Source organism: Mesorhizobium sp. CA10, assembly GCF_020165285.1.
In the GTDB taxonomy this organism is placed as follows: Bacteria; Pseudomonadota; Alphaproteobacteria; order Rhizobiales; family Rhizobiaceae; genus Mesorhizobium.
Window position 1 is genome coordinate 255,895 of record NZ_JAIUHV010000004.1, and the last position, 15,237, is coordinate 271,131.

Genomic DNA, 15,237 nt, shown 5'->3' on the forward strand with positions numbered 1-15,237 from the left:
TCGGCGCCCTTTCGTATGCATTGGCTTGGTAGCCTGGATTTAGAAGTCCATGCCGCCCATGCCGCCCATGCCGCCGCCGCCCATGCCGCCAGGCATGCCGCCGCCAGCCGACTCCTTCTTCGGAGCTTCGGCGATCATGGCTTCGGTCGTGACGAGCAGGCCGGCGACCGAGGCCGCGTCCTGGAGAGCCGTGCGCACGACCTTGACCGGGTCGACGATGCCCATGGCGATCATGTCGCCATACTCGCCGGTCTGGGCATTGTAGCCGAAGGTCGCGCCTTTGTTGTCGAGGATCTTGCCAGCGACGATCGAGGCTTCCGCACCGGCGTTGGCCGCGATCTGGCGGGCCGGAGCCTGCAGCGCGCGACGCACGATGTTGATGCCGGCGGCCTGGTCGGAGTTGGCGCCGGTGGCCTTGAGGTTGCCCGAAGCGCGCAGGAGCGCGACGCCACCGCCGGCGACGATGCCTTCTTCGACGGCCGCGCGGGTCGCGTTCAGGGCGTCATCGACGCGGTCCTTCTTTTCCTTGACTTCCACTTCGGTCGCACCGCCGACGCGGATCACGGCAACGCCGCCGGCGAGCTTCGCCAGACGTTCCTGCAGCTTCTCCTTGTCGTAGTCCGAGGTGGTCTCCTCGATCTGCTGCTTGATCTGGGCGACGCGGCCCTGGATCTCGGCCTTCTTGCCGGCGCCATCGACAATGGTGGTGTTCTCCTTGGAGATCGACACCTTCTTGGCGCGGCCGAGCATGTTGAGGCCGACATTCTCGAGCTTGATGCCGAGGTCTTCCGAGATGACCTGGCCGCCGGTGAGGATGGCGATGTCTTCCAGCATGGCCTTGCGGCGATCGCCGAAGCCCGGCGCCTTGACGGCGGCGATCTTCAGGCCGCCGCGCAGCTTGTTGACGACCAGCGTGGCCAGGGCCTCGCCTTCGACGTCTTCCGAGATGATGAGCAGCGGCTTCGAGGTCTGGACGACGGCTTCCAGGACCGGCAGCATGGCCTGCAGGTTGGACAGCTTCTTCTCGTGCAGCAGGATGTAGGCGTCCTCGAGATCGGCGACCATCTTGTCAGCGTTGGTGACGAAGTAGGGCGACAGGTAGCCGCGGTCAAACTGCATGCCTTCGACGACTTCCAGCTCGGTCTCGGCGGTCTTGGCTTCCTCGACGGTGATGACGCCTTCGTTGCCGACCTTCTGCATCGCTTCCGCGATCATCTTGCCGACCGACTCGTCGCCATTGGCCGAGATCGTGCCGACCTGGGCGACTTCCTCGGAAGTCTTGATCTTCTTGGCGGCCTTGCCGAGCGCCGTGACGACTTCGGTGACGGCGAGGTCGATGCCGCGCTTCAGGTCCATCGGGTTCATGCCGGCGGCAACCGCCTTGTGGCCTTCCTGGACGATCGACTGCGCCAGAACCGTTGCGGTCGTGGTGCCGTCGCCGGCGATGTCGTTGGTCTTCGAAGCGACTTCGCGGACCATCTGGGCGCCCATGTTCTCGAACTTGTCCTCAAGCTCGATTTCCTTGGCGACGGTGACGCCGTCCTTGGTGATGCGCGGGGCGCCGAACGACTTGTCGATGACGACGTTGCGGCCCTTGGGGCCGAGGGTGACCTTCACCGCGTCGGCGAGGATGTTGACACCGCGCAGCATGCGCTCACGGGCATCGCGGGAGAATTTTACGTCTTTGGCAGCCATGTTTTAGCTCCTGGCAGGGGCTCGGGAAGAGCCCGAAGATGAAGATTCAGGTGAGGCCGATGATCAGCCGATGATGCCCATGATGTCGGATTCCTTCATGATCAGAAGGTCTTCGCCATTGAGCTTGACTTCAGTGCCCGACCACTTGCCGAACAGGATGCGGTCGCCGGCCTTGACGTCCAGCGGCACGAGCTTGCCGCTTTCGTCGCGGGCGCCGGAGCCGACGGCGATGATCTCGCCTTCCTGCGGCTTCTCCTTCGCCGTATCCGGGATGATGATCCCGCCGGCGGTCTTGGATTCGGATTCGACCCGGCGAACGACCACGCGGTCATGAAGCGGGCGGAACTTGGACTTTGCCATGTTTTCTTCCTCGAATGAGAACGGTGAGAACTGTTCCTCCATCCGGCGAGGCCGCCGGATATAAGTTAGCACTCACCAAAGGCGAGTGCTAACGTGGCGCTGAGATAGGCCGCTGGGTTGCCGGAGTCAAGGCGCGCGCAACGGGGCAGCGGCGCGAAATTTTTCTCGTGCGAGACGCCAGGCCGAAATGCACCGGCCATCGCGAGGCGCCGACGAGCAACCCGCCCGTTAGTCCAGGCGCCTCGGCGAACGCAGCACCAGCAACGGGCAGCGTTCTGCGAGCCCGTATGTGCCGGTCGAGGCCAGCCGGACATCATCGAAGAAGGTCTGGGCTTCCTTGATCAGCGCTGCCGCCGGGGCGAAGCTGTAGACGACGGACGAGTTCCGGTAGACGTCGATGGTCCCGATGGTCGGCAGCTCCCACCCGGTTCGAGCCGACAGCTCCTCGCGGTCGGGAAACATCCTGTCGAATTGTTCGAGGATGCCCCTCACCGGTATCGTGTAATCAGGCGCTCTGCCGATGGCGGTCATGGCCACGCGCCATTTGAGTTCATGGAATGTCGAGACGCCGCCGCTCAGCGCCAGGGCGCGGACTTCCTGCGGCTCGTCGCGGGTTTCGGGGGAAGCATAAAGCCTGATGGCGGCGCGCCCGTCGGGTTTGAGCGCACGCGCGATCGACGCGAGCAGTGAGCGTCTGAGGTCACCGGCGCCGATGACGGAGAGACATCCATCGCCGATCAGCGCTTCGATGCTCGCACCGGGAAACGGCAAGTCGAACCAGTCGCCCTGCACCGCCTTGCGCATATCGGTGTCGCCCGGCCAGATGCCGGTAATCATGTCGCTGGATTCGTCCACCGCCGTCGTGCTCGCGCCAAGCCCGGCGAGTTCGGGTGTCACGCCGAGCATGACGACATGCGATCGAGCGAGGTCGAGTTCGCGGTTATAAGCCTCGACGACTTGCGGCGGCGGCCTGAGCGGCGACCCGAGCAACTGCCAATGTCTGCGAATTGCATTCCAATGCTCTGTCATGCAAGCCCGCCCGTAGGATATTGCATTCGAATGCATAATCGAGGACGCTTAAGAAACCAAGCCGGGGCGGATGGCACATATCGCGGTTATCACACATGAGTTTGACGGCTTTGAACGCCGTCGCGGGCCGTTGCTGCGCCGCGACAGCCCCTACATGCTCTTCGATCTCCTGGAGGAGTTGAAACGTCGGGGACATTCCGTGCGCGTTCTTGCGGGCACTTCGGCCAAGCCGGAGGCGGATATCGCGATACTGCATGTCGACGCGACCGTGACGCCAACTGAATATGTCGAATACGCGCGCACTTATCCCTTCTGCCTCAACATCGGCGCAGCCGACATCTCGAAGCGTCGCGTCAGCGGCGCCGTGATCGACCGGGACCACGGCTGGCAAGGCCCTGTCATCGTCAAGAGCAGCCTCAACAATCTGGGGACGCGAGAGCAGACGCTCAACCGACGATCGCGGCGCGCCGGCAGGCCGGAGCCGTTTCCCGATGCCAAGCTGCTCGATCGCTACCGCATCCATGGCTCGCTTGCGGATGTTTCCCCGGGAGTGTTCGACCGCAAGGATCTGGTGGTGGAAAAGTTCGTTCCCGAGCCCGAGCCTGACGGCTTTGGCGCTCGCTTCTGGCTGTTCTGCGGCGAACGCGAGCGGTGTACCCGGCATGTCTCGCCGCAGAGCCTGGTCAAGGGCGAAGACACCATCCGCCGCGAGGCGGTTCCTGTTCCCGAGGAGCTGCGGGCGCTGCGGCGCCAGCTCGGCTTCGATCACGGCAAATTCGATTTCGTCATGCACGAAGGCAGGGCCGTGCTGCTTGACGCCAACAAGACGCCCGGACGCGTCCGCAACCTGTCTGCCTTCCTCGCCGCCGGCAATGCCAATCTTGCCGACGGCTTCGAAGGGTTGATTCGCCAGCTAGGCTAGATGTTCATGCCGCCCGACACTTCGATGCGCTGGGCGTTGACCCACCGATTGTCCTCGGACAGCAGCGAGGCGATCATCGGGCCGATGTCGTCGGCGACACCGGCGCGGCCGAGCGCCGTCATGCCAGCCACGACGCGATTGATCTCGGCGTCGTCGCGCACATGACCGCCGTTGAAATCGGTCGCGATCGCGCCCGGCGCCACCGTGTTGGCGGTGATGCGCCGGGCCGCCAGTTCCTTGGCGAGATAGCGCGTGAACACTTCGACGCCGCCCTTCATCATCGCATAGGCGGCGGAGCCCGGGACCGAGAAGCGCGCCAGGCCGCTCGAGACGTTGATGATACGGCCGTCATCGTTGATCAGCGGCAGCAGCGCCTGGGTGAGGAAGAACACGCCCTTGAGATGGACGTTCATCAGCGTGTCGAACTCCTCTTGCGTCGTCTCGGCGATCGGCTTGCGCAGACCGGTGCCGGCATTGTTGACGAGATAGTCGAAACGGTCGCGTTGCCAGGTCTCGTGAAGCGTCTTCTTCAACGCTTCAACGAAAGCCGGGAAGCTGGCGACGGCGCCGGCATCGAGCTCAAGCGCGGCAGCCCGGCCGCCGGCCGCCTCGATCTCGGCGATTGCCGTCTTCGCCTCGTCGGCGCGCGAGCGATAGGTGAGGACGACGTCGACGCCCTTGCGGGCGAGGTTGAGCGCGGTGTTGCGGCCGAGGCCGCGGCTGCCGCCGGTGATGAGAGCGATGGGGCGGGTGGTCATAGCGAGATCTCCTTCTGTCTGGATGGAGATGCATATACTCGCCCGGTGAGCCGACATAATCGGCCATGGATTGCCAACACTATTCAGCGTGTGTGAACAATAAGCGATGGACCGATTCGACAGCATGCGGCTCTTCACCCGCGTCGTGGAACGGCGCAGCTTCACTGCGGCCGCCGCCGATCTCGCCCTGCCGCGCTCCAGCGCCACCGCCGCGATCAAGCAGCTCGAAGAGCGGCTCGGCGTGCAATTGCTTCGCCGCACCACGCGCCACGTCACCACGACGCTCGACGGCGAAGCCTATTACCAGCGCTGCATCGGCATTCTGGCCGACATCGAGGATGCCGAAGGCGGCTTCGGCGCGCATGAGGTGCGGGGAAGGCTCAGCGTCGACGTCAACGGCCACATGGCACGCACCTTCCTGCTGCCGGAATTGCCGGCGCTGCTCGCCAGATATCCGGGCCTGACCGTGCATATCGGCGAAGGCGACCGCCTCGTCGACCTCGTGCGCGAGGGCGTCGATTGCGTCATCCGGGCCGGCACGCTGCCCGACAGCGACATGATCGTGCGGCGGCTCGGCATCGCCCGCGAAATCACCGTTGCCAGCCCCGCCTATCTCGAACGCCACGGCCTGCCGCGCACGCCGGATGACCTTGCCGGCCATATGATGATCGGCTTCGTGTCGTCGCGCACGAGGCAGGTGATGCCGCTGGAATTCACCGTCGACGGCAAGGTTCGCGAAATCGTCCTGCCGTCGCGGGTCACGGTCGCGAACTCAGACACAAGTGCCGCGCTGGTCCGGCTGGGCTTCGGGCTGTTCCAGGCGCCAAGGCTCCGCTATGCGGACGATATCGCGGCCGGCCGGCTGGTCGAGGTGCTTCCCGATTTTCCGCCGACGCCGACGCCGATCTCGGTGCTCTATCCGCCGAGCCGCCAGTTGTCGCCACGGGTGAGGGTGTTCGTCGACTGGCTGGTGGAAATCCTGGGGCCGAAGCTGGATCCCTGATCGCGCTCAGAGAAACAATCGCAACTGCGTGTGGATGATCGAACGATAATCCTCGATCGTGCGCCGGCCCTCCGCCTCGTCCTGCGTCAGCGCCAGCCGCACGACGCCGCCGGCAAGCTGGAAGATCAGGAACACGATACGTCCGAACGCCTCGCGCTGCTCCGCTTGGAGCATCGGCCCGACCTTGTCGCAGAACATCTTCGCCTGTTGCCTCGTCTCGGCGATGTCGAGATGCTGCAGCGCCTTGTCGGCCTGGATGGCATTCTGCAGATCCTGGATGGCCGGGTCCGCCGCCACGCGGCTGTAATAGTCGTCGAGCAGGCGGTCGGCCGCCGCGGTCACGTCATCCAGCCGGCCTATCCCGGCGATGATTGCGCCGAAGCGTGCGCGGCTTTCCTCGGAGAACCGCTCATAGAGCATCGCCAGGATCGCCGACTTGCTGGGGAAATAGTGGTAGACGGTAGCGATCGGTCCGCCGGCCAGCGCGCCGACTTCCTTCATCGTCACCGCGTCGATGCCCTTCTCGCCGATCAGGCGCATGGTCGTGGCCAGGATCGCGTCGATGCGCTCCCGACTGCGCTCCTGCTTCGGCCTGCGCCGCGGTTCCGTCGCTGTTCGCCTTGTCTGCGTCATGCGCCAAATCTCGTGAAAGCCGCGAATTCGCGGTTGACAAGAAACATGATCAAGTATCAGTTCCGTGAAATGCTGACAACCTGTCAGTTTTTCGAGCGAGCTGCAAGGGAGAGCGCCTCGTGACTGCATCGCAAGCCGCGCAAGCGGAAAATGGCGATTGGCTTGTCGGCAATCCGACGGGCCTGCAGCTGGCCTCGGCGCTGTGGATCGGCTCGGTCGGCCTCCTCGTCCTCGGACTGCAGCCGGTGCTGCTCGGTGCGCTCTACAGCGAAGGCCATGTCACCGGCGACGAGCTGGCGCTGGTCGCCACCGCCGAGATGATCGCGATAGCGATCGGCTCCGGCGTGGTGGCGATGCTCTTGCCGGCCCGCAACATGCGCTGGAAAAGCACGGTGCTGCTTGTCCTGCTCGCGCTCGCCAATGTCTGGACCGCTTATGCTGGCAGCCCCAATGCGCTGATCGGCGCGCGCACGCTGGCCGGCCTCGCGGAGGGCGGGCTTGTCGCCGTCGCAACCGAGCTGATCGCCCGCTCGCGCCGGGCCGAGCGCATCGGCGGCTATTTCGTCACGCTGCAGACCTTGGCGCAATGCGCGCTGGCTCTGATCCTCGCGCTCTTTGCCGTGCCGAGAGCGGGCTCGGCCGGCGGCTTCATCACGCTCGGCATCGTCTGCCTGCTTTCGCTCGTCGTGGCATGGACCGTGCCCGACGACTATGCCGACCTGCCTAAGGAAGAACAGTTCGCCAATGTTGCGACCGTGCCGGCGATCGCCGCGCTGCTGTCGATCTTCTGCTATTTCATGTTCTTCGGCGCCGTCTGGGCTTTTCTCGAGCCCATCGGCGCGCAGTTCGACGTCGATGGCCGCACCGTCGGCCTGATGGTTTCGGCGAGCCTTGCCGCGCAGGTGCTCGGCGCGATGACCGCGACAAGCTTTGAGGCACGCATCGACTATCGTTTTGCCGTCACCTTGATCGGGATCGTCGCGGCGATCAGCTCGCTGCTGCTTGCGTCCGGCCCGGGTCTTTCGGTATTCTGGGCCGTGGCGCTGGTGATGGGCTTCATCCTGCTCTTCATCGTGCCTTACCAGATCCGGCTGGCGATCACCGCCGACGAGACGCGCACGGCGGTGCTGCTGGTGCCGGCCGCCCAGCTCTTCGGCCTCGCCATCGGCCCGGTCGCCGCCTCGCTGCTGATCGACGGCGCGGACTTCCGGCCCGTGCCCGAATTCGCCGCGGCCGCCGCTTTGGCGAGCGTGCTTTTGCTCGGCATTTTCGTGCTGGTCGCGCGACGGCGCGGCCGGGTCTGAGCAAAGGGGTCAAGATGGCAACCGCCTGGAGCAACTGGTCCGGCTTCGTCACGGCTTCCCCGAAATTGATCGCGGCGCCGGCCGATGCCGGCGAGCTGGCAGAACTGGTGCGGTCGGCGCCCGGTCCGCTGCGCATCGCCGGCGCCGGCCATTCCTTCACGCCGCTGGTGCAGTCCGACGGCACCATCGTCTCGCTGGAGAAGATCGAGGGGCTGGTCTCGCACGATGCCGCGAACAACCGGGCGCGGGTGAGGGCAGGCACGCGGCTCGGCTCGCTGATGCGTATCCTGCAGGACATCGGCCAGGGCCTGCCCAACATGGGCGACATCGACCGCCAGGCGATCGGCGGCGCACTGGGCACGGCAACGCATGGGTCGGGCCCGACGCTCGGCGCCTATCACACGCAACTCGAGGCGGTGCAGCTCGTCGATGGGCAAGGCGAGCTGCGCGAGTTCAGCCGGGCTGACGACCTGGACATGATCCACGCCACGGGCGTCGCGCTGGGCGCTTTCGGCGTGCTGACCGAAGTGGCGATGAACAACATCGCCACCTACCGGCTGCGCCGCCGCAAATGGGTGCTGCCGATCGGCGACATGCTCAAAAATTTCGAGACGATGATGGCCGCGCATCGCTCGGCCGAGTTCTACTACATTCCATTTGCCGGGTATGCCCAGTTCATCGCCAGCGATCTCAGCGACGCGGCGCCGACGATGCGGCCGACCGAGGACGACGAGGAAGGGCTGGCGACTTTGCGCAAGCTTCGGACCGCGTTGCGCTGGCTGCCGTCGCTGCGCCGCGCGTTGATCAAGGGCGCGGTGAGGAAAGTGCCAGCGGAAGACTATGTGCAGGACTGGCTCAACGTCTACGCCAGCGACCGGCGCACCAAATTCAACGAGATGGAGTACCACCTGCCTTACGAGGAAGGTCCCAAGGCGTTGGCCGAGATCATTGCGCTGACGGAAAAGCACTTTGCGGAAGTCTATTTCCCGATCGAGGTGCGCTCGGTGGCGGCCGACGAATTCTGGCTTTCGCCATTCTACAAGAGGCTGACCTGCTCGATCGCCATCCACCACGATGCGGCGAACGACCCGCTGCCTTTCATGCGCGCCGCCGAGCCGATCTTCCGCAAGTATGGCGGCAGGCCGCATTGGGGCAAGATGCACAGCCTGAAGGCGGCGGACTTCAAGAAGCTTTATCCGCGCTGGGACGATGCGATGACGGTGCGGCGCGACATCGATCCGCAAAACCGCTTCGTCTCGCCCTACATGGCCGGCCTGTTCGGCATCCGTCAATGAGCGCCTATTTCGCCGCCCTGGCCGATGCTTTGAGGGCCGCCGAGATTTTCCGGCCCTGCCTTGTCCTCGATCGCGACCGGCTGGACGGCAACGTCGCGCTGGTGAAGCAAAGGCTGGCGCCGGGCCTTGGCGTGCGGCTGGTCGACAAATCGCTGCCTTGCGTGCCGCTGCTTTCGCACATCGCCAAGGCGCTTGGCACCAATCGCTTCATGACCTTCCATCCGCCGGTAACGCAGGCCGTGCTTGACGCCTTTCCTGAGGGCAATCTTCTCTACGGCAAGCCGATGCCGGTGGGTGCCGCCAAGGCCGCGCTGACCAGGGGTGGCGCCGGCTGTTGGTCGCGCGTCTGCTGGCTGATCGACACGCCGGAACGGCTGGCGGAATATGGCGCGCTCGCTGCCGCGCTCAACACAGAATTGCGCTTCGCTTTCGAGGTGGATGTCGGCCTGCATCGCGGCGGTTTTCGTGATCCCGCCGAGATTAACGCGCTCACGATTCCAAAAGGTCTGCTCTGCGACGGCATCATGGCCTATGAGGCGCATGCGCCGGAGATACCGGGCCTGTTCGGGGGCGCGGCCAAGGCGCTGAAGCAGGCCTCTGCAAAAGCCGCCGATTTTGCCGCCGTCCTCGATCCGGACCAGCGCCGCATCCTCAACATCGGCGGCTCCAAGACCGCGCTGCTGCATGGCGGCGGCGTCGCCAACGAAGTGTCGATCGGCTCGGCCTTCGTGCTGCCAAAGGATTTCGACACGCCTGGCTTGGAGGGCTTCCAGCCGGCGGCCTTTATCGCCACGCCGATCCTCAAGGCGCTCGATCCGATGCTGCCCGGCCCGCCGGCGGTTTCCAGGGCGCTGCAGGGGCTTGGCCTCTTCCCGCGCAAGGGCTGCTATCTCTATGGCGGCAAATGGATGGCCGAACCGGTGTTTCCCGAAGGCATGAAACCGAACGGATTGATGGGCCTTTCGTCCAACCAGCAATTCATGGGCCTGCCGGCGGGCGCGGATGTGAAGCCGGGCGACTATGCCTTCCTGCGGCCGACGCAGAGCGAGGCGGTGCTGCAGCATTTTGGGGCGATCGCTGTGTTCTCGGCCGGGAGTATTGTGGAGTTTTGGCCAGTGCTGCCAATGGGGTAGGGCCGCTGCGGTCGCGATTGGCATTGGCCTCCGCAACTGCGCGTCGCTTCGCTCCTTGCTCCGCCCTGGAATGACGAAATTGTGTAGTGTTCCGCTCGCCATATTAATTGACTCAGTCAACTAAATGGTTGATCCTGTCCAAGACAGGAGGATTTTCCCATGACCATTCACAATCACCCAGGCAAGGATCGTATCGATGCGGTGCGCGCCTTCAACCGCTTCTATACCCGCCAGCTCGGCCTGCTCGACGAGGGCCTGCTGAAAAGTCCGTTCTCGCTGACCGAGGCGCGGGTGCTTTACGAGCTCGCCCATCGCGATGGGCTGGTCGCAAGCGACCTGGTGCGCGACCTCGGCCTCGACCCCGGCTATGTCAGCCGGCTGTTGAAGAAATTCGAGGAGCGCGGCCTGGTCGGACGCGAAGCTAGTGAGACCGACGCGCGCCGCGCCTCGATCGCGCTGACGCCAGCCGGCAGGGAAGCCTTTGCGCCTCTCAACCAGGATTCGCATGACCAGGTGCGCGCGCTGCTCGATCGCCTGGCGCCGGCCGAACAGGAGCGGCTGGTCAACGCCATGCGCACCGTCCAGGACCTGCTCGGCGACAGACCTGAAGCCAAGGTTCCCTATATCCTGCGGCCGCTGCAGGTCGGCGACATCGGCTGGATCACGCACCGTCAAGGCCTCATCTACGCGCAGGACTATGGTTGGGACGAAACTTACGAGGCGCTGGTCGCAGAGATCCTCGGTGAGTTCGTCAAGAACTTCGTCCCGCAATGGGAGCGCAGCTGGATCGCCGAGCGCGAAGGCGAGGTGGTCGGCTCGGTCTTCGTCATGCGCAAGTCACCCAAGGTCGCGAAGCTCAGGCTGCTCTACGTCGAACCGTCGGCGCGCGGCCTCGGCATCGGTCGGCGGCTGGTCGACGAATGCATCGCCTTCGCACGCGCCAAGGGCTACAGGACACTGACGCTCTGGACCAACGACATACTGGGCTCGGCCCGCCGCATCTACCAGGCTGCCGGCTTCAAGCTGGTCGAGGAAGAACGCCATCATTCCTTTGGCAAGGATCTTGTCGGGCAAACGTGGAATCTCGAGCTTTAGCGCTTTTCCTTCTCCCCTTGTGGGCTGAGAAGGGCTCCGCGTAGCGAACGAAAAGCCAATTGCTTTTCGAACTTCGAACGCCCTGAGCCAGCGAAGGGCTGGGTGGTGCCGCCGAAAGGCGACGGATGAGGGGTGCTCCAGGCAATGCCAACGTCTCAGTCCGCTGGAACACCCCTCATCGCCAGATGCGCCTTGAGGAAATCGAGTAGTTTCTTGTAGCCGGCCCATCCTGATAATCGAACAGGACGAGGAGCTGCGGATTGCCACACTACCGGCACCGACCCCTGCACGTTCATCGATCGCTAACCGTAAGGGAGCTTGCTTTGCTGCAACCTCGATTTGCCGGCTTCTGAAACAACGCAGCCTCTTGAATAGTAAGCACGCTTATTATATATGCCGCTCATGGTTTCCGACGGTATCGACAGATTGGGATTTTTGATCCACGACGTGCAGCGCTTGATGCGCAAGCGTTTCGAGGCGCGCGCCAGCGGGTTGGGTCTTTCCTCGGCGCAATGGCGGCTGCTCGTGCGCGTTGCCAAGGAGGCGGGCGTCGCGCAGGCGCGGCTTGCCGAGCTCCTCGAAATCGAGCCGATCAGCGTTTCGCGCCTGGTCGACCGCATGGAGGAGGGCGGCTGGATCGAGCGCCGCCAGGACGCGACCGACCGGCGCGTGCGCATGATCTTCCCGACCGAGAAGGCGAACGCGGCCTATGCCGACGTCAAGAGCCTTGCCGGCGAGGTCTATGAGGAATCGCTGACCGGCGTGTCGGCGGAAGAGCGCCGCGTCCTGATCCGAGTGCTGGACGCCATCGTGCAGAATTTGACGGACGCCGAGACGTCCCTGGAAAAGATGAAGAATACGGAAGGGGCAGCAGTATGAACGCGGCAGCCAAGATAGAAGACGACAACAACGTCACCAAGCTTGCGCCGGCCCAGCCGGTCGCGGAAGCGCCGGCCCAGCCGGCGGCCGCTCCGGTTGCGGCGGCTGCCGAGCCGCGGCTCGCTCCGGCGCCGAAGAAGAAGCGCCGCCCCGGGCGCTTCCTGTTGATGGTCGCCCTGCCGCTGGCCCTGCTTGCCGGCGGCGCGTATGTCTGGATCACGGGCGGCCGCTATCAGGAAACCGAGAACGCCAACCTGCAGCAGGCCAGGATTTCGGTCGCCTCCGACACGGCCGGCCGTATCGTGCAGGTCGGCATCGCCGATAACCAGCTGGTCAAGCAGGGCGACCTTCTCTTCGTCATCGATCCCGAGCCTTACAAGATCGCGCTCGCCCAGGCCGACGCGGCGGTCGCCGCCGCCCGCCTCAATGTCGAACAGCTGCGCGCCGCTTACAGCCAGGCGATGGCGCAGGAAAAGTCCGCCTCCAGCGAGGTCGACTATGCGCAGTCGCAATATGGCCGCGCCGCCGATCTCGCGCAGAAAGGCATCAACGCCAAGTCGTCGCTCGACGAGGCCCGCAACGATCTCGACAAGGCCAAGCAGCAGCTCGCCGTCGCACAGCAGGGCATCGTCAGCGCCAAGGCAGCGCTCGGCGGCAATCCGGATATCGAGACCGACAAGCATCCGACCGTGATGGCGGCGCTCGCCGCGCGCGACAAGGCCGCCTACGATCTGGCGCAGACGACGGTCAAGGCGCCGGCCGACGGCATCGTCTACCAGGCCGCGTCGTTCAAGGTCGGCCAGTATGTCGGCGTCGGCACGCCGCTGTTCGCTCTGGTCGAGACGGGCGACACCTGGATCGACGCCAATTTCAAGGAGACCCAGCTCACCAACATGAAGCCGGGCCAGAAGGCCGAGATCGTCGTCGACACCTATCCGGGCCGCACCTTCGAGGCGACCGTGAAAGCCATCGGCGCCGGGACGGGCGCGGAGTTTTCGCTGCTGCCAGCGCAAAACGCCACCGGCAACTGGGTCAAGGTCACGCAGCGCATTCCCGTGCGCCTGGAATTGACCGACCCCGACGCCAAGATGGCGTTGCGCACCGGCATGAGCGCCACCGTCACCGTCGATACCGGCGTGGCGCGCGGCCTGCCGCCGATCTTCGGTCACGCCACGGCAGGGGAGCAGGCGCGGTAAGACAGCGAGCCCGTCGCGATCCGGCGGGCATTGAGGGGATTGGTCTGGTGGAGACGTGGCAAGGGATCAGCAAGGCAAGCCGCATGGCGGCTCCTTCGAAAGCTGAGGCTCGGCCACGGACCCGTTGGTCCTCAGGTTTCCGGGCGGCAGGCATCCGCTCCAACAGAGACTTTCGGTCGATGTAACCCCCCACATCGATAGTCGCGTCCCACCGCGATGAAGGTCTCTCAACGAAGGCTTTGCCGCCCGGAAACCTAGAGCCGGATGATTTCGGGCCTGTTCGACCTGAAATCTGAACCGGCCTCTAAATCAAAGAGATAGAGCAGGATACTTCGGCATCATGCTCTAACGTATATGTTTGTTACCTGCTGGAAGTTCAGCATCATGAGCACGCCCGAACCTTTCAAGGAAGTGCCGCACCGCGGACTGATCACAGTCGCGCTGATGCTGGCGACGATCATGCAGGCGCTCGACACCACGATCGCCAACGTCGCGCTGCCGACCATGACCGGCGACCTCGGCGCCTCGCCCGACAACATCAACTGGGTGCTGACCTCCTATATCGTGGCTGCGGCGATCATGACGCCGGTTACCGGCTGGCTCGCCGATAGGCTCGGCCGCAAGGAGCTGTTCCTCACCGCCGTCGTCGGCTTCACCATCTTTTCCATGCTCTGCGGTCTTGCCTGGAGCCTCGAGACCATAGTGCTCTTCCGCCTGCTGCAGGGCGTGTTCGGCGCGGCCATCGTGCCGCTGTCGCAGACCTTCCTGCTCGACATCAACCCGAAGGAGCGCCATGGCCAGGCAATGGCGATCTGGGGCGCCGGCATCATGCTCGGGCCGATCCTGGGGCCGACGCTCGGCGGCTGGCTGACGGAAAACTTCAACTGGCGCTGGGTGTTCTTCATCAACCTGCCGGTCGGCATCCTCGCCTTCCTCGGCATGGCCGCCTACCTGCCGGTCATCGCCAAGCGCGTGCGCGGCTTCGACTTCTTCGGCTTCGCCATGCTGTCGCTCGGTGTCGGCGCGCTGCAGCTTCTGCTCGACCGCGGCGGCGAGGTCGACTGGTTCAACTCGGCCGAAATCTGGATCGAGCTCGCGCTGTCGCTCACCGGCTTCTGGGTGTTCATCATCCACACGGTGACGGCCGAGCATCCCTTCATCGATCCGAAGATATTCCTCGACCGCAATTTCGTGACCGGGCTGGGCTTCATCTTCGTCATGGGCGTACTGATACTGGCCTCGATGTCGCTGTTGCCGCCGATGCTGGCCAACATCTTCGGCTATCCGACCGTGACCATCGGCGTCGTGCTGGGTCCGCGCGGCATCGGCACGATGATTTCGATGCTGGTCGTCGGCCGCATCATGCACAGGATCGATGCCAGGATCCTCGTCGCCATCGGCTTCCTGCTCACCGCGCAGTCGCTCTACACGATGGCGAGCTTCACGCCGCAGATGGACAATTGGCTGATCATCTCCTCGGGCGTCATCCAGGGTCTCGGCATGGGCATGGTGTTCGTGCCGCTGTCGACGGTCGCCTTCGCCACGCTCGACGCGCGCTACCGCACCGACGCCACCTCGCTGTTCAGCCTGGTGCGCAATCTGGGCTCCTCCATCGGCGTATCGGTGGTCGCGGCGCTGATGGTGCGCAACACCCAGGTCAACCACACCGAGCTGTCGGCCTTCATCAATCCATACAACCCGAATCTGTGGGCCGCTTCTCCGGCGGCCGCCGCCGGCGATCCCGTAGCACTTTCGCAGGTCGACCGCGCGGTGAATGCCCAGGCGATGATGATTTCCTATATCAACGACTTCAAGATCCTGATGGTGATGACGCTGGCCGCCATTCCTTTCGTCATTCTGCTGCGCAAGCCAAAAGCGGCACCGGCGGGCGGGGCGCCGGCCGCGCATATGGATTGATAAAGTCGCTGCTCTCAG

General features: G+C 64.5%; 14 protein-coding genes. 9 read left to right on the forward strand and 5 right to left on the reverse strand.

Going from position 1 to position 15,237, the window contains the following annotated elements; translation table 11 throughout:
* Positions 1–39: 39 nt before the first annotated feature.
* From groL to LB535_RS11640, 3 genes are all read right to left on the reverse strand, one after another.
* Positions 40–1,695 carry a chaperonin GroEL gene (groL, locus tag LB535_RS11630; RefSeq protein WP_095768453.1) on the reverse strand — a complete coding sequence of 552 codons (1,656 nt, stop codon included), beginning with the start codon at positions 1,693–1,695 and terminating at the stop codon, positions 40–42.
* Positions 1,696–1,758: 63 nt separating this feature from the next.
* Positions 1,759–2,055: a co-chaperone GroES gene (gene groES, locus LB535_RS11635; RefSeq protein ID WP_010915433.1), complete on the reverse strand. Its 297-nt coding sequence runs from the start codon at positions 2,053–2,055 to the stop codon at positions 1,759–1,761.
* 228 nt (positions 2,056–2,283) lie between these two features.
* Positions 2,284–2,961 carry a class I SAM-dependent methyltransferase gene (locus tag LB535_RS11640; protein ID WP_224632255.1) on the reverse strand — a complete coding sequence of 226 codons (678 nt, stop codon included), beginning with the start codon at positions 2,959–2,961 and terminating at the stop codon, positions 2,284–2,286.
* 322 nt (positions 2,962–3,283) lie between these two features.
* On the opposite strand from LB535_RS11640, the gene LB535_RS11645 reads away from it, so the two are divergent.
* The gene (locus tag LB535_RS11645; protein ID WP_224632256.1) at positions 3,284–4,006 is read left to right on the forward strand and encodes a hypothetical protein; all 723 of its coding nucleotides are present in this window, start codon (positions 3,284–3,286) and stop codon (positions 4,004–4,006) included.
* Here the strand turns inward: LB535_RS11645 and LB535_RS11650 are convergent.
* A complete protein-coding gene (locus tag LB535_RS11650; protein ID WP_224632257.1) occupies positions 4,003–4,764 on the reverse strand; it encodes an SDR family NAD(P)-dependent oxidoreductase in 762 nt (253 codons plus the stop codon). The genes LB535_RS11645 and LB535_RS11650 overlap by 4 nt on opposite strands.
* A gap of 106 nt (positions 4,765–4,870) precedes the next feature.
* On the opposite strand from LB535_RS11650, the gene LB535_RS11655 reads away from it, so the two are divergent.
* On the forward strand, positions 4,871–5,767 hold the full coding sequence (locus tag LB535_RS11655; RefSeq protein ID WP_224632258.1) for a LysR family transcriptional regulator: 897 nt from the start codon (positions 4,871–4,873) through the stop codon (positions 5,765–5,767).
* A gap of 6 nt (positions 5,768–5,773) precedes the next feature.
* Here LB535_RS11655 and LB535_RS11660 read toward each other — a convergent pair whose 3' ends face one another.
* A complete protein-coding gene (locus LB535_RS11660; RefSeq protein ID WP_224632259.1) occupies positions 5,774–6,400 on the reverse strand; it encodes a TetR/AcrR family transcriptional regulator in 627 nt (208 codons plus the stop codon).
* A gap of 119 nt (positions 6,401–6,519) precedes the next feature.
* Here LB535_RS11660 and LB535_RS11665 point away from each other — a divergent pair, with 119 nt between their 5' ends.
* From LB535_RS11665 to LB535_RS11695, 7 genes are all read left to right on the forward strand, one after another.
* Complete coding sequence (locus LB535_RS11665) at positions 6,520–7,704, forward strand: MFS transporter (protein ID WP_224632260.1); 1,185 nt, start codon at positions 6,520–6,522, stop codon at positions 7,702–7,704.
* Between the two features lie 14 nt (positions 7,705–7,718).
* Complete coding sequence (locus LB535_RS11670) at positions 7,719–8,999, forward strand: D-arabinono-1,4-lactone oxidase (RefSeq protein WP_224632261.1); 1,281 nt, start codon at positions 7,719–7,721, stop codon at positions 8,997–8,999.
* Positions 8,996–10,132 carry an alanine racemase gene (locus LB535_RS11675; RefSeq protein ID WP_224632262.1) on the forward strand — a complete coding sequence of 379 codons (1,137 nt, stop codon included), beginning with the start codon at positions 8,996–8,998 and terminating at the stop codon, positions 10,130–10,132. Before LB535_RS11670 ends, LB535_RS11675 begins: the two co-directional genes overlap by 4 nt.
* Positions 10,133–10,291: 159 nt before the next feature.
* The gene (locus LB535_RS11680; protein WP_095768462.1) at positions 10,292–11,227 is read left to right on the forward strand and encodes a helix-turn-helix domain-containing GNAT family N-acetyltransferase; all 936 of its coding nucleotides are present in this window, start codon (positions 10,292–10,294) and stop codon (positions 11,225–11,227) included.
* Positions 11,228–11,629: 402 nt separating this feature from the next.
* Positions 11,630–12,106: a MarR family winged helix-turn-helix transcriptional regulator gene (locus tag LB535_RS11685; RefSeq protein WP_224632374.1), complete on the forward strand. Its 477-nt coding sequence runs from the start codon at positions 11,630–11,632 to the stop codon at positions 12,104–12,106.
* Positions 12,103–13,302, forward strand: coding sequence for an HlyD family secretion protein (locus LB535_RS11690; protein WP_224632263.1), 1,200 nt, complete (start codon positions 12,103–12,105; stop codon positions 13,300–13,302). The genes LB535_RS11685 and LB535_RS11690 overlap by 4 nt, the downstream gene beginning before the upstream one ends.
* 384 nt (positions 13,303–13,686) lie before the next feature.
* Positions 13,687–15,219, forward strand: coding sequence for a DHA2 family efflux MFS transporter permease subunit (locus LB535_RS11695; protein WP_224544701.1), 1,533 nt, complete (start codon positions 13,687–13,689; stop codon positions 15,217–15,219).
* Positions 15,220–15,237 lie beyond the last annotated feature (18 nt).

Coding starts and splice junctions, on each gene's coding strand:
- groL (WP_095768453.1), bottom strand. CDS start 1,695: ATGGCTGCCAAAGACGTAAAATTCTCCCGCGATGCCCGTGAGCGCATG.
- groES (WP_010915433.1), bottom strand. CDS start 2,055: ATGGCAAAGTCCAAGTTCCGCCCGCTTCATGACCGCGTGGTCGTTCGC.
- LB535_RS11640 (WP_224632255.1), bottom strand. CDS start 2,961: ATGCTCGGCGTGACACCCGAACTCGCCGGGCTTGGCGCGAGCACGACG.
- LB535_RS11650 (WP_224632257.1), bottom strand. CDS start 4,764: ATGACCACCCGCCCCATCGCTCTCATCACCGGCGGCAGCCGCGGCCTC.
- LB535_RS11655 (WP_224632258.1), top strand. CDS start 4,871: ATGGACCGATTCGACAGCATGCGGCTCTTCACCCGCGTCGTGGAACGG.
- LB535_RS11660 (WP_224632259.1), bottom strand. CDS start 6,400: ATGACGCAGACAAGGCGAACAGCGACGGAACCGCGGCGCAGGCCGAAG.
- LB535_RS11670 (WP_224632261.1), top strand. CDS start 7,719: ATGGCAACCGCCTGGAGCAACTGGTCCGGCTTCGTCACGGCTTCCCCG.
- LB535_RS11675 (WP_224632262.1), top strand. CDS start 8,996: ATGAGCGCCTATTTCGCCGCCCTGGCCGATGCTTTGAGGGCCGCCGAG.
- LB535_RS11680 (WP_095768462.1), top strand. CDS start 10,292: ATGACCATTCACAATCACCCAGGCAAGGATCGTATCGATGCGGTGCGC.
- LB535_RS11685 (WP_224632374.1), top strand. CDS start 11,630: ATGGTTTCCGACGGTATCGACAGATTGGGATTTTTGATCCACGACGTG.
- LB535_RS11690 (WP_224632263.1), top strand. CDS start 12,103: ATGAACGCGGCAGCCAAGATAGAAGACGACAACAACGTCACCAAGCTT.
- LB535_RS11695 (WP_224544701.1), top strand. CDS start 13,687: ATGAGCACGCCCGAACCTTTCAAGGAAGTGCCGCACCGCGGACTGATC.